This window comes from Rhodococcus sp. LW-XY12, assembly GCF_019317345.1.
Lineage (GTDB): Bacteria > Actinomycetota > Actinomycetes > Mycobacteriales > Mycobacteriaceae > Rhodococcus > Rhodococcus pyridinivorans.
Window position 1 is genome coordinate 1,754,498 of the sequence record NZ_CP079225.1, and the last position, 12,449, is coordinate 1,766,946.

Below are 12,449 nucleotides of genomic sequence, written 5' to 3' on the forward strand. Positions count from 1 at the left end.
GGCCGGGCACCCGGGCGTCAGACGGACAGGTCGCGGCGCAGCTTCGCCACGTGCCCGGTCGCGCGGACGTTGTACTGCGCGACCTCGATCTTCCCGTCCTCGTCGACGAGGAAGGTCGAGCGGATGACGCCGGTGACGGTCTTGCCGTACATCTTCTTCTCGCCGAAGGCACCCCATGCCTGGAGGGTGATCTTCTCGGGATCCGACAGCAGCGGGAAGGTCAGCTGTTCGGCGTCGCGGAACTTCGCGAGCTTGGCAGGCTTGTCGGGCGAGATGCCGATCACCTGGAGGCCCGCCTCGTTCAGCTCGGCGAGACTGTCGCGGAAGTCGCACGCCTGCTTCGTGCATCCCGGGGTGCTCGCGGCTGGGTAGAAGTACACGATGACCTTGCGTCCGCGATAATCCGACAGCGACACCTCGTTGCCGTCGGCATCGGGAAGGGTGAAATCGGGTGCGGGATCACCGGGGGCGAGTCTGCTGTTCTCGGTCATGGAGGCGACAGTAGTGGACCGTGCAGCCATTCCCGGCGCGCGTCCATTACCGTGGTCGCAGCACACTGCAGCGACCTTCTGGAGGACACGTGGCTAGGGACACCGAGGACATCGAGCGGGAGATCGAGAAGGCCCGCAATCAGCTCGCGAGCACACTCGACGAACTGAGCGTCCGCGCCAACCCGAAGAATCTGGTGGCAAGCACGAAGCAGACCATCCTCGCGAAGGTGAACCAGCCGCAGGTGAAGAAGTACGCGGCGATCGCGGCCGGCACGGTCGTCGGATTGCTGGTACTGCGCAGAATCCTGCGCTGATCCCCGGCTGCACACAGGAACACCCACGCCGACCCGGCGTGGGTGTTCCTCGTTCCGGGGCCGAACCGCCGCGAACGACGAAGGCCGGACACCGTTTCCGGTGTCCGGCCTTCGTGTTGTGCGCCATCAGGGACTCGAACCCCGAACCCGCTGGTTAGTGGTTTCACACGAGGACACCGCCGATGTCCTGGACTTCTCCCGTTCCGCTGCCTGACGATCATTACTGCGGTAAATGATCATCCATGCGATGTGACAACTGGGAGATAGCCATCGCCGCCTGGCTGGGCTGGTTAGCCGCCGGCGGCAGACCGAAAACCACGCTCACCCTGCGCGGATACCACCTCCGACGTGCAGCCCGCGACGTCGGCGGTAACCCGTGGGACGTGACAGTGGACATGCTCACCGCCTTTCTCGGCGAGCCGGGCTGGTCACCCGAATACCGCCGGTCGATCCGGTCGAGCCTGGTCAGCTTCTACACCTGGGCTCACGCGAGCGGCCGCTGCCGCACGAACCCCGCCGCACTGCTCCCGACAGTGCCGGTGCCCGCCGGCGTCCCCCGCCCGGCACCCGAGGCAGCCCTACGCCACGCCCTCGAACGAGCCGACGAGCGCACCCTGCTCATGATCTCCCTCGCCGCCTACGGTGGGCTGCGCCGCGCCGAGATCGCGCTCGTCCACAGCCGCGACCTGGTCGAGTCGTTCGACGGATGGGTACTGCGCGTGCACGGCAAAGGCGGCAGGACCAGGATGCTGCCGCTCGTCGACGAGGTGTCCCGGCGCCTGCGCGCACTGCCCGAGGGCTACGCCTTCCCGGGCCGCATCGATGGGCACCTCTCACCCGCACACGTGGGCAAGCTGATCTCGAGGGCCTTGCCCGACCCGTGGACCGCGCACACCCTGCGTCACCGGTTCGCGACCGCGGCGTACCGCGCCGACCGAGACCTGGTCGCCGTGCAGCAGCTGCTCGGGCACTCCTCGGTGGCCACGACCCAGCGGTACACGGCACTACCGGACGACGCGCTGCGCCGCGCTGTCACGGGAGCGGTCGCGTAGCATCCCGCCCATGAGGCGCGCCGCACTGGTTCTCGGGATGGTCCTGCTGTTGTCCGCGTGTGGGGAAGACACGACGATCAACGGGCAGAGCACCGACGAGTTGTGCAGCAGCCTCGAATCCGAGTTCATGAAAGAGCCGGCACCCGATCGGCGGCGTCACGCCGATCGGGTGCTGCGTGCTTTCACGTCCACATCACAGTGGGGCGAGCTGTCGATCGACGGACGGCGTGAGGTCGAGGGCGCTGTCGATCGAGCAGTCGCCGGCCATTGCTGACCCGCCGATAGGGATGCGTTACGAGCGGGTCAGATCTTCGAGATCGTCGCGTTCGCGAACCGGTACGTACCGCCGCCGCGAATGTCGAAGATCGCCTGGATCGGGGTGTCGCCGGACTGGATCGTGCGCGGCGGCGTGAGCAACACACCCGACCGGGCGGCACTGCCGTGATTGTCGTCCGACCCCTGCGAGTGCCCCATCGCCTGCGTGTTGAAGTAGGACGGGCCGATGCTCAGGTCGAGGCTCGCGTACTGGTACACCGACGGCGCCGCTTCGAGGTTGGAGAACTCGAACTCGACCGCCGCCTGAATCGTGTCCCCGGCGGTGACCTGCGAGGTGATGGCGCGGGACATGACGAAGTTCGCGCCGGTCGGCACCACGATCTCGAGCCAGTTCCCCGGCACGCCGTCGGTGCGGGGCACCAGGCCGGTGATGTACGGGGCCATCGTGCCCGCGTTCGACAGCGTCCACCCGGTCGGAGCGACCCCCGCCGCTGCACCAACGAACTGCCCCTGATTGGTGATCAGGTTCGTCTCGTCGCCTCGCACCATCGACACCCGCGACAGCGGAGGGAACTCGCGCTTGATCAGCTCGGCGAGCACCTTCCCCGCAGCGAGGCCGCCGACCGGCTTGAAGTGCGTGCCGTCGCCGGTGTACCCGCTGAGCCAGTTGTCCGGCACCGCCGGGTCCTGTAGATAGAGGTACTGGTCGAACACGATCACCCCGTCACGAGTGCGAGGCAGTGACCGAATCCACGCATTGAGCGGAAGCGCGTGCGAGCGGGTAGCGGTCACGCGGGTGTTGCGGGGCGGGATGGTGCAGATGATCGTCTTCGCGCCGATCGCGGCGTTCCGGTCGAGCATCTCGAGGATGTTCGCCTTCGTCGTCGCGAGCGGGACCGGCACTGAGTCGATGCCCGCATCGTTGGTGCCGATGTTGATGAGCACGCATCCTGGGTTGTAGGCGATCACGTCGGCGTTGTAGCGAGCGAGCAACTGGGTCGAGGTCTCGCCACCGACACCAGCATTGCGCACCACCTCGAGGCGATGCCCGGACAGCAGTTGCGCCCACGTCCATGCCGCACCGGGGCGGAAGCTGTTCGTGCGGCCGGGGCCGCCGCCGTTCTCGATGTTCGAGTCGCCCGCCACTACGAGCGTGTTGCGCAGACGTGGCAGCCGGGAGGTGAGAGATACCGGGGCGTAGAGCGCATCGGCTGACGCCTGGTCGAGCTTCTCCTCGACGTCCGTCTTCAGCCCATAAGTGGCATTAGCCTTCTCTTCGGTGACCAGCCGGCGGTCTAATGGTTGGGTCATCTCAGACTCCTGTCACGTAGGGGACACCGTCGGTGTCGAGCGCGATTGATCCGCCGCCGGATGCGGACGTATCGAAGTAGGGTGTGCCGTCGGTATCGAGGAAGATCTGCCCACCACCGCCGCCACCGGGGCCGGGCGGTCCACTCGAGTAGGGCAGATCGACCCAGCGCTGTATGCCGTTTCCTACCTTGAACTTTCCGGTGTCGAGTTCGACACCCATCTCACCGGGTGCGAGCGTGGGATTCGCGGCGGTCCACTCGGTCGCGGTTCCGCGGCGTAGCTGTATGCGTGCCATTGCTCACCTTTCAAGGTCGGTCCAGCGCGACAGCGCGCCACGATTCGATGCGGGTGTTCGGGCCGCGGGCGAAGAGTCCGACGTGCTCGCCGAAGCTGATGGGGCCGAGGTCGAAGCGTTCGTGTACGACGGTGCCATTGATCGAGACGGTCAGGTGGTGCCACACGATGTCCGCGCGGATCACATCGCCGGCCGCACGGACATGCGGCCCGGACGCCCACAGCATCGCGTTCAATCCGTCCCCGAAGTAGCTCACATACCAGTTGGTATCGGTGACGTAGGCGATGATGCCCGGGGCGTCGAGGCCGGGGGCGGCGCGCAACAGTACACCGGCGGCGTTGCTGCCCTCGGGGTAACTACCGAGCTGGACCTCGACGCGGTGGAACGGGCCGAGTGGGGTCGAATGGTAGTAGCGGGTCCGGACATTGTCGGCAGCGGGGACGGCCGCGCCGGAGGTGATCCCGATGGTGGCGTTCGATGTCTCGGCGCCACGTACCCACGGGGCGGACAGCTCGGCCTGGTCGGCCCGGGTGAAGTCGTCGATGAGAGACCACTCGGGGTGCGGGTCGGGCTCGATGAACCCGATGTCGCCGCCGTCGATGATGCCGGTTCCGGTGTCGGTGGGGCGGCCGCCGTCGTAGATGCCCGGGCCGAAGTTGGCGTAGCCGTCGCCGTCGGCCGTCGGGGCGGGTAGCTCCGGGGCGGGCGGCAGCCAGAACGCTTGGTCTCGCCGCACGCTCATGTCGAGTTCGCATTCCCAGCCCGAGGGGGTGATCGTGTGTTTGACCACGCGGGGCCGGACGACTTCGGCAGTGCCGTCGTGGCGTACGGCGACCGCGTCGAAGGGTTGCAAGGCCGCGACGAGTGGGATCTGCGCGGCGGATTCGATCGGGATGGTGAAGCGGGTGAACTCCATCCGTTCGTGGGCGTAGACGTCGAGGATGTCCTGCGCCCACCACTGCAGGGGAGGACCGAAGTTGTTGGCCTCGATGTCCTCGAGGGTTCCTGATCCACGGATCACGGGGAACCGCACCTCGGTCGGCCCGTACCTGTCGACCGAGTCGGGGTCGCGGTAGCTGATCGACCGTGCGAGTCCGTTCGGGTATTCGCGCAGGCTCGTCTGTGGCGCTGATTTGCTGGACAGTTCCCGGTCGAGGTACTCGTCGCGGTCGATGAGGTGCTCGTCGACCGTGACGACGTTGACGATGGAAGCGGAGTCGGTGGAGACTTCGAGTTGGCGCGAGTACGACACGTCGCCATCGGCCGGCATGTCGGACGCGGTCAGCGCGACGGAGTCCGGCAGCGTCGAGGTCAGGTTCAACCGGCCGCGCCGGTCGGTGAACAGATAGGCGTTGTTCGTGTTGCGGGTGGCGATGAGCGAATCGAGCAGCGCCAGTTTGCTTTTGCGGTATGAGGGGTTGAGCGTGGCCCAGTCCGGCATCGGTCCGCGGGGGCCGGTGTAGTCGTAGCCGTCGATCAGCACGGGTTCGCCGAGGCGGTGCAGCGCGGGGCCGTACTCGTGCAGCTCGTCGAACATGAGCGGGTATTCGTCGGACAGTCGCGGCCAGGCGTCATAGATCCCGACCTCGAGCTGAGTCGGGCGGTTCGGCAGGTTCACTCGGCGCCGCGTGCGGATAGTGCCGGTGAAGATCGGCACTATTTGCTGCCCGAGGGAGAGGATCCGCATCCGCCTGCCGGCAGGCAGCGCCGTGTCGATGTGCCCGGCGACGAACCGGACCAGAGCGATCGACAGGTCGGCCTCACGCAACGTCGTGCTGATCGACGACACGGCGGGGGTGATGGTGTCGTATTCGTATCGGGTGGTGCGGGTCTGCTCGACGGTGGCGGTCTCGTAGGCCGGCGCCAGCACGGACTCGACGTAGAACGTGCCGGTTCCGGCGACGTCGATCGCGCCGGTGTGGTCGAGTGTGGCGGTGCGTTTCTGCCCGGCGGGGATCTCGAGGGTGGTCAGCAGCGCACCTCGGCTGGTGGTCCATTCGTACACCGACACGGTCACCGACGGCCCGTCGGGGGCGGCGAGTGCGGTGATCTCCACGCCGGGCGTGATGTTCTCGAATCGGGCGCGGTCGCGGAAGGCGTAGCCGGTTGACGAGAGCGGGTGCGGGTAGGTGGGGTGCGTGTTGGCGGGGTCGCGCAGGTGGAGGCGGATGGGGTTCTCGGTGGTCGAGTCGATCTGCGGTGACCGGAATACGTACCGGTTCGCGGTGTCGGTAAAGCGGTAGGGGATCGACGCGGGGAAGTGGGTCACGGCGTACCGGTAGAGGTCCATCAGCTCGACCGCGAACATCACTCGATCGACGTCTTCAGGGACAGTGGCCCAGCTCGGCGCCGCCGGATCCCCGAACGGGAACACAAGCTCGGTCATGCTGGTCGAGCCGACCGGCTGCAGCTCGGTCTGCACCTCGGCCAGTCTCACCGCGACCGCGTTGGTGTTGCCGTATCCATCAACCGTGGTCTTCAACCCGAACAGTGTGGCCCGAACCCCCACCGGGTCATTGAAGTCGGTCGTATTGCGCGAGCTCTTGAATACCAGGCCGCTGCGACGGACCTTGACCGTGCCGGTCATGGCCACCTCCATGCCCGGGACCACGGGCACGGGCACGGTCGTCTCGACGAGCGAGGGCCCGACATTCTGAGTCGGGGCATCGTCACCGGGATCGTAGGTGTTCGGCCGCACGGACACCCAGCCGTCGACGACGTCGGCGACGAACGGACCGAAGGGGAGTAGCGCGGAGTCGTTGCGCTTTTCCTGCAACGACAACCCGTTGAGCGCATCGAAGGCGAGGGTGATCCCCGCCGGGGTGTAGGGCAGCTTCTGCAGCGCCAACCCTTCCGGCACCCACACATCCGAGCGGGACCGCTCGACCTGCACGGCCACGTCGGCCGCGGTGATCGGTTTACGCACGGACAGCCTCCGCTCGATTCACTGCGAGCGAGTAGGCATCGAGGTAGTCCCGGATCTCTCGGCCGACCGTGACCGGGTCGGCGGCGGTGCCGGCGTCGACTTGGACGTACACCTGTTGGTTCATCTTCATTGCTCCCTCGACGCCGATGCGCGGAACGACATTCGCGCTGAACTCGCTGCGCACGTCGGTGGCGAGTTTCCTTGCGGTCGTGACCAACTCGGCGCGTTGACTGTTCATGCCGTTGATGAAGCCGCCGACCATTGCCTCGCCGTTCTCGACGAGCATGATCCGGTCGGCGGCCATACCGCGCAATCCGCGGTAGTGGCCCTTGTTCGCCTTCGCGGCGGCGCCGAGGGCACGGGCGGCGGAGGCGACCGCACCGGTCTGCGAGCGCAGCCCGGCGGCGAACGAGGCACCGGCGGCGCGGCCCTGGGCGGACAGGTCCACCGCGCCGACTCCGGCGGCCGCCGCGGCGGCCAGCGCGGCCGCGGCACCGGCGACTGCGCCGGCCGCTGAGCCGACCCCACCGGCGAAGGCGGCACCGGCCTGGGCGCCGGCCGATCCCATCTGCCCGATCGCGGCCTGCGCGGCGGAGATGTCCACGGTGATCGGCACCGGCGGAGGCGCCGGGATCGCGGGCAGCGCAGGCATCGGCCCGTAGGTGATCGGGATCTCGACCGGCGTCGCCTTGAACTCCTTGATCTTGTCGAAGCCGTCGCCCTTCATCGACACCGGGATCTCGATCTGAATGCCGGAGGCGATACCGTGGATCTTCTCCTCGAACCCGGCGGTGTCCGGCTCGACCGGAATCGGCGCCGGCGGCGCGTTGAGCAGCGGCGCGAGCAGTGCCTCGAGCGAGTTGCCCTGCAGGGTCGGTTCGACCGGCACCGGGATCGCCGCCGCACCCGCGCCGAGCAGCGACTCGAGCGATCCCGGCTCGATCTGCGGAGACACCGGCACCGGCACCGGGCCGAGCGCACCGAACAGGGACTCGGGGGTGACACCGGCTGCCGGGGTCGGGGCGACCGGCACCGGCACGGGGCCGCCGCCGAGAAGCCCGCCGAGCAGGGACTCGGGGGTGACATTGCCGGACAGCGTCGGGATGACCGGCACTTCCTGCGGTGACCCGGCGAGGCCGGCGAGCAGCGCGTCGAACGAGCCCGACTCGAACACCGGCTTGATCGGCACCGGCACGCCCTCGCCGCCGAGCAGCGGGCCGAGCAGGGACTCGATGGGGTTGCCCTCGGGTTCGGGCTTGACGGGGACCGGGACCGGGCCGAGGCCGGCGAAGATGCTCTCGAGGCCGCCCTCGGGTGGGGTGGGCTCGACCGGCACCTCGAACTTCGCGCCGTACAGGGCGCCGCTGGTCATCGAGTCGATCGCGGCCTGGATGCCCTGATCTCCCCAGTCGGGATTACGCAGGTGGAACTCGGCCTCGAGTTCGAGGTTGGTCTTCCAGCCCTTACCTTCGAGTCCGTTCTTCCAGATCTCGATCTCCTCGGCGATGTCGCCGAGGTCCTGGGCGAGCGCCGCGGTCGCATCGGTCGCGCCGATGGAATCGAAGAACGAGGCGATACCCGATGTGGCAGCGGCGAATCCGTCGTTGAGGCCGGACAGTGCGGTGGTGATGTTATTGATCGTGTCGGCCATCGCCTGACCGTCGACGCCGGCCATTACGTTGCCGAAACTGTTGGCCAGCTTCGCGATGCCGTCGACCGCGCCGGACCAGTCGGCGCCGGTGATCGAGTCGACCATCGTCGAGAATCCGTCGGTGAATCCGTCGATCGCGCCGGAGTCGAGCCAGCCCATCAGATCGTTGAATGCTCCGGCCGCTCCGGAGATCGCGGTGCCGGTTTTCTCGATCATGCCGGGCAGGGTTCCGAACGCCCGGTCTGCAGCTTGCACCACCCGAGGATCGGCGAGCGAGTCGAAGAAGCTGCCGATCGCGTCGTTCAGGGCGGGCAAGCGGGCGAGCATGTTATCCATGTGCGGGACGCCCGCGCCGAATGCCTTCTCGAGCATCGGGCCGAGGCTGTTCGCCAGTCCGGGCATGGCGTTGGTGAGCTTGTCGATCATCGCGGCCGAGCCGTCGGCGATGCGTTCGAGGGACGGGGCGAGTGCATCGAACGCCGGGTGCAGCGCATCGAACATCCGGCCCATCGCCGGGGCGAGCCGGTTGGTGATGTCGGTCATGTGGCCCTTGATGCCCTCGAAAGTCGAGTCCATCTTGGCCTTGAGATCGGGGTTGTTCATCACCGCGAGCGCACCCATCGCCGCGGTGATACCGGCGGTGACACCGACTGCCATCGCGCCGGCCGCCGCCGACACGGTACCGAGCGCAGCGGCGAGTACGAGAGGTCCGGCGCCGGCGGCCGCGCCGAGCCCGAGGGTCGCAGCGCCGAGCATGAGCACCGGCCCGACCGCCGACGATGCGGCGCCGCCGACCGCGCGGATCCCGGCGGCACCACCACCGCCCGCGCCGCCGAGCGTGTTGAGGGCTCCGAGCACCGCAGCGATACGGGCCAGGTCCGCGGCGTTGAGGTCGAGCGAGATGTTGATATGTCGGGGGCGGGTGAGCACCGAGAGAGCTGCCTCGAACGCGGCGACGTTCGAGATCCGCAGGTCGATGTCGATCGTGCGGGATTCGAGGCCGGCGAGCATCGCTTGCGCCGGGCCTGCGCCGCGCAGCTCGATGTCGATGCGGGCGGTGCGGTCACGGCCGATCGCGTCGAGCTCAGCGGCGAGACCTGCCGGCATGTCGACGTCGACCTTGATCGTCTTGTTGCGCAGCGCATTGAGCTGGGTTCCGAGGGCAGCGATCGAGGCGGCACCGCTGACCGCCGCGGTGACCTTCACGCTCTTGTTGCGCAGCGCAGCGAGATCGGTCTTGAGCTTGGTCAGCTGCGCCCGGTCGGTGGTGACGTCGACCTTCACGCTCGCGTTGGTCAGCGAGGCGAGATCGGCGCGCAAAACGTCGAGCCGGTCGCGCTCGACGTCGACGTCCACGTGCACGGTCTCGTTGCCCAGCGTGCCGAGTTCGGCGCGCAGGGCGTCGAGCCGGTCCCGCTCGACGTCGACGTCGACCTCGACGGTCTGATTGCGCAGCGCGTTGAGCTGGGCGCGCAGGGTCGACAGTGCTGCCTGGTCGACGGCGGTGGTGATCCGGACCCGCCGGTCGCGCAGCGCGGCGAGATCGGCGGTGAGCTTGTCGAGGCCGGCGTCGTCGACGTCGACGCGCACCTCGATCGACTGGTCGCGCAGGGACGCCAGCTGAGCCTTGACGTCCTTGATCGCCATTCCGAGGTCACGGTCGTGGCCCTTGAAATAGACGTCGACTGTGCGCGCCATGTATCCGCCTTCCTTAGAGCGCAGCTGCGGTGACGATGCCCGACAGCACCGCGATGATCACCGACGAGACGACCAGCCAAACGATCTTGTTGTGCCACATCTCCAGGGACGCAACGCGCATGTTCGTCGCGGTCATCTCAGACTTGAACAGGTCGACCGGCACGAACCGATCCTCGATCCGATCGAAGCCCTGGTTCATCTCCCCGCGCAGCAGCCGCAGTTCGGCCAGTATCTCGGGGTTCGACGACGGGCTCATGATCGGTGCTTTCCGACGTAGTCCTCGAGCTCGGCGACCTGCCGCTGCGTGACGCCGTTCGGGGTGAGCTTCACGCCGACCGTGGTGGCGATCTGGGTCAGTACCAGCCCACCCACGATGATCTCGGTGGGCAGCTCGACGCCGGCGGACACCGCGAGCCACAGCACACCGACGAGCGTGCCGGAGGCGGTGGTCACCGTGTTCGCGACCCGTCGGTACCACGGTTGCTCTTCGAGCTTGGAGCGCAGGACGTCGACGACGATCTCCTGCCCGTTCACTTGGTGCCGCCCTGGGTGTGCCGGGCGACCGCGTCGACTAGCGTGAGCGGTCGGCCGAGTGCGTCCTTGCCGAGCTGAGGCCACGGGCCGAGCTGCTCGAGGATCAGGTCGAGCTTGCGGTTGAGCTCCTTGTACTGCTCGGGGGTCACGTCGGTCTCCTTGTGGTCGAGCCGGGCCTGCACGTCGGCACGGAACTTGTTCATGTCGATGCCACCGGGGTCCCACTTGCCCTGCGCGCGGCCGGCCCATTCCTTGTGCCCGATGACGCGGTCGGCGCCGTAGCCGAGGCGGCGGACGATCGCCGCGCAGCAGCGCACGTAGGCGTCGTACTGGGCATCGGGCCAGCCTTCGCTGCCGGTGTTGACAGCCTCGATCCCGATGGTGTGGTAGTTCGCGTTGTTCGTCGGCAGGCCGGGATACTCACCGCGCCCGGCGTGCCAGGCGACGCCGACACCGCAGAGCGTTGCGGTGCCATCCTTGGCGAGGTGGATCTGCGAGAGCAGACCCTTGAGCGCCGCGGTGCCGTACTTGATCTCGGAGACCGGGGAGTTGGCGCCGCCGGTGTGGTGGCACATCACGCCCCAGATCCACGAGAAGTCCCCGTTGCCCCATTGCTTCCAGCCTTGCGACTCGACGACCTTCACACCCTCGGCGCGCAGCACGTCGGCGAGCCACACCGGGTCCCCGGTCCATCCACTCATGTCCGCCTCATTCGTCGTGCGGTCTCGTTGGCGACCGCGATGAACGCCTCACGCTCGAGCCAGGTCATCTGTCGGGCTTCGCTCGGTGGCACGCCGGTGACGAGCACGAAGTGCGCGAGCCGCACAGCCTGGTCGACTCTCAGCTTGTCGGTGCTTTTCCCGCCTCGTCGTCCTCGGCGACGAGACCGGAGTCGGCGATCTGCTGCGCCACGGTGCGCTCGTTGTACTCGGCGTGGGTCAGCCCCGGCTTGGCAGCCTTGGCGCGCACGTAGCCGACCGCGCGGGCGATCTTCGCGAACGGCACCTCGGGGCCGATGGGGGCGCCGATGATGAGTTCGACCTCGTCGTACTGCGCACCGGTGAGCATGTCAATCTTGAACGCCATTACAGTCCTGCCTCTCGGAACTTGCTGTCTATTTCCCGCTCGAGGCGGGCACGCCCGAAATCGGCCATCGAGTACAGGGCTCGATACAACCAACGGTTCGGGCGCTGCCCGTCCCAGCGAGTGCCGTAGTGGTTCATCGCGACGTACACGCCACCCGCGTGAGAGCGGTAGTTGTCGCCGCCGGCGTGCACCTCGGCCTTGAGGTTCGACGCCTTCCCTTCGAGCGAGGCCGCCGTGGCACCTTGGTACCGCGGCGCCTCGCTCGCGCCGACCCTGATGATGCGGTTGCGGATGTCGCCGAATGCGCGAGGCAGTCGCCGGATCTCTTTGCCGGCCTGGGTCAGCCGGGCATCGAGATCGGCGAGCCCATCGAACTCGACGTCGATGCGCATTACGGCGTGTCAGTCGTGATCTCGACCGGCGGGTCGACGCACTCCCACTCGACCTCGAAGTCCCATTCGGTGTTGGCTTCGCCGCCGACACTGGGCTTCTTGCCGATCGTTGCCGTGGCCCGGTAGTGGGGCTCGGCCACCGTGGGGGTCTCGTTGCCGTAGGGCGCGAGGGTGATCACGGCCGGGCTACCGGCGTTGTCCCACACGTACCGCCAGAACGAGGACGACTTGAACGACTGGAACGCGGCGGCGCGGAACAGCCACCGGCCGTCACCGGACGCGGCCGAGGCGAAGGTGACGAACCGGGCGTCACCGTCCTCGTTGTCGAACCGCGCGTTCTTGAGGTGTTCCTTGTACTCGGTCGAGCCGATCAGGATGGACACCTCGGCGCCATCGGTGAAGCCCAGAGTGGTGATAGCCATC

At 67.7% G+C, this 12,449-nt stretch carries 14 protein-coding genes; 3 read left to right on the forward strand and 11 right to left on the reverse strand.

The features are described from left to right. Nucleotides 1-17 precede the first annotated feature (17 nt). The gene (bcp, locus tag KXC42_RS08195; protein ID WP_219130149.1) at nucleotides 18-491 is read right to left on the reverse strand and encodes a thioredoxin-dependent thiol peroxidase; all 474 of its coding nucleotides are present in this window, start codon (nucleotides 489-491) and stop codon (nucleotides 18-20) included. 89 nt (nucleotides 492-580) lie between these two features. Between bcp and KXC42_RS08200 the strand changes: the two genes are divergently transcribed. From KXC42_RS08200 to KXC42_RS08210, 3 genes are all read left to right on the forward strand, one after another. Next, complete coding sequence (locus tag KXC42_RS08200; RefSeq protein ID WP_006554762.1) at nucleotides 581-805, forward strand: DUF3618 domain-containing protein; 225 nt, start codon at nucleotides 581-583, stop codon at nucleotides 803-805. Between the two features lie 242 nt (nucleotides 806-1,047). After that, a complete protein-coding gene (locus KXC42_RS08205) occupies nucleotides 1,048-1,857 on the forward strand; it encodes a tyrosine-type recombinase/integrase (RefSeq protein ID WP_219130150.1) in 810 nt (269 codons plus the stop codon). A gap of 10 nt (nucleotides 1,858-1,867) precedes the next feature. Next, a complete protein-coding gene (locus KXC42_RS08210; RefSeq protein ID WP_219130151.1) occupies nucleotides 1,868-2,131 on the forward strand; it encodes a hypothetical protein in 264 nt (87 codons plus the stop codon). Nucleotides 2,132-2,160: 29 nt separating this feature from the next. Here the strand turns inward: KXC42_RS08210 and KXC42_RS08215 are convergent, their stop codons facing one another. The 10 genes from KXC42_RS08215 to KXC42_RS08260 all read right to left on the reverse strand — a co-directional run bounded on the left by KXC42_RS08215 (nucleotide 2,161) and on the right by KXC42_RS08260 (nucleotide 12,448). After that, complete coding sequence (locus tag KXC42_RS08215; protein WP_219130152.1) at nucleotides 2,161-3,444, reverse strand: SGNH/GDSL hydrolase family protein; 1,284 nt, start codon at nucleotides 3,442-3,444, stop codon at nucleotides 2,161-2,163. 1 nt (nucleotide 3,445) lies between these two features. After that, on the reverse strand, nucleotides 3,446-3,739 hold the full coding sequence (locus tag KXC42_RS08220) for a hypothetical protein (protein ID WP_219130153.1): 294 nt from the start codon (nucleotides 3,737-3,739) through the stop codon (nucleotides 3,446-3,448). A gap of 10 nt (nucleotides 3,740-3,749) precedes the next feature. After that, nucleotides 3,750-6,665 (reverse strand): hypothetical protein, encoded by a 2,916-nt coding sequence (locus tag KXC42_RS08225; RefSeq protein ID WP_219130154.1) that lies wholly within the window; start codon nucleotides 6,663-6,665, stop codon nucleotides 3,750-3,752. Next, nucleotides 6,658-10,014, reverse strand: coding sequence for a hypothetical protein (locus tag KXC42_RS08230; RefSeq protein WP_219130155.1), 3,357 nt, complete (start codon nucleotides 10,012-10,014; stop codon nucleotides 6,658-6,660). Before KXC42_RS08230 ends, KXC42_RS08225 begins: the two co-directional genes overlap by 8 nt. Nucleotides 10,015-10,027: 13 nt before the next feature. Next, nucleotides 10,028-10,270 (reverse strand): hypothetical protein, encoded by a 243-nt coding sequence (locus KXC42_RS08235; RefSeq protein WP_219130156.1) that lies wholly within the window; start codon nucleotides 10,268-10,270, stop codon nucleotides 10,028-10,030. Beyond that, on the reverse strand, nucleotides 10,267-10,548 hold the full coding sequence (locus KXC42_RS08240) for a hypothetical protein (protein ID WP_219130157.1): 282 nt from the start codon (nucleotides 10,546-10,548) through the stop codon (nucleotides 10,267-10,269). The genes KXC42_RS08235 and KXC42_RS08240 overlap by 4 nt, the downstream gene beginning before the upstream one ends. Further along, nucleotides 10,545-11,249 (reverse strand): N-acetylmuramoyl-L-alanine amidase, encoded by a 705-nt coding sequence (locus KXC42_RS08245; RefSeq protein WP_219130158.1) that lies wholly within the window; start codon nucleotides 11,247-11,249, stop codon nucleotides 10,545-10,547. The genes KXC42_RS08240 and KXC42_RS08245 overlap by 4 nt, the downstream gene beginning before the upstream one ends. A 139-nt stretch (nucleotides 11,250-11,388) precedes the next feature. Beyond that, complete coding sequence (locus KXC42_RS08250) at nucleotides 11,389-11,634, reverse strand: hypothetical protein (protein WP_219130159.1); 246 nt, start codon at nucleotides 11,632-11,634, stop codon at nucleotides 11,389-11,391. Further along, the gene (locus KXC42_RS08255; RefSeq protein ID WP_219130160.1) at nucleotides 11,634-12,026 is read right to left on the reverse strand and encodes a hypothetical protein; all 393 of its coding nucleotides are present in this window, start codon (nucleotides 12,024-12,026) and stop codon (nucleotides 11,634-11,636) included. Before KXC42_RS08255 ends, KXC42_RS08250 begins: the two co-directional genes overlap by 1 nt. Further along, nucleotides 12,026-12,448, reverse strand: coding sequence for a hypothetical protein (locus tag KXC42_RS08260; protein WP_219130161.1), 423 nt, complete (start codon nucleotides 12,446-12,448; stop codon nucleotides 12,026-12,028). The genes KXC42_RS08255 and KXC42_RS08260 overlap by 1 nt, the downstream gene beginning before the upstream one ends. Between the last annotated feature and the right edge of the window lies 1 nt (nucleotide 12,449).

What these genes read in the sequence shown, in the direction of transcription:
- bcp (WP_219130149.1), bottom strand. Translation starts at nt 491, where the DNA reads ATGACCGAGAACAGCAGACTCGCCCCCGGTGATCCCGCACCCGATTTC.
- KXC42_RS08205 (WP_219130150.1), top strand. Translation starts at nt 1,048, where the DNA reads ATGCGATGTGACAACTGGGAGATAGCCATCGCCGCCTGGCTGGGCTGG.
- KXC42_RS08210 (WP_219130151.1), top strand. Translation starts at nt 1,868, where the DNA reads ATGAGGCGCGCCGCACTGGTTCTCGGGATGGTCCTGCTGTTGTCCGCG.
- KXC42_RS08215 (WP_219130152.1), bottom strand. Translation starts at nt 3,444, where the DNA reads ATGACCCAACCATTAGACCGCCGGCTGGTCACCGAAGAGAAGGCTAAT.
- KXC42_RS08220 (WP_219130153.1), bottom strand. Translation starts at nt 3,739, where the DNA reads ATGGCACGCATACAGCTACGCCGCGGAACCGCGACCGAGTGGACCGCC.
- KXC42_RS08230 (WP_219130155.1), bottom strand. Translation starts at nt 10,014, where the DNA reads ATGGCGCGCACAGTCGACGTCTATTTCAAGGGCCACGACCGTGACCTC.
- KXC42_RS08235 (WP_219130156.1), bottom strand. Translation starts at nt 10,270, where the DNA reads ATGAGCCCGTCGTCGAACCCCGAGATACTGGCCGAACTGCGGCTGCTG.
- KXC42_RS08245 (WP_219130158.1), bottom strand. Translation starts at nt 11,249, where the DNA reads ATGAGTGGATGGACCGGGGACCCGGTGTGGCTCGCCGACGTGCTGCGC.
- KXC42_RS08250 (WP_219130159.1), bottom strand. Translation starts at nt 11,634, where the DNA reads ATGGCGTTCAAGATTGACATGCTCACCGGTGCGCAGTACGACGAGGTC.
- KXC42_RS08255 (WP_219130160.1), bottom strand. Translation starts at nt 12,026, where the DNA reads ATGCGCATCGACGTCGAGTTCGATGGGCTCGCCGATCTCGATGCCCGG.
- KXC42_RS08260 (WP_219130161.1), bottom strand. Translation starts at nt 12,448, where the DNA reads ATGGCTATCACCACTCTGGGCTTCACCGATGGCGCCGAGGTGTCCATC.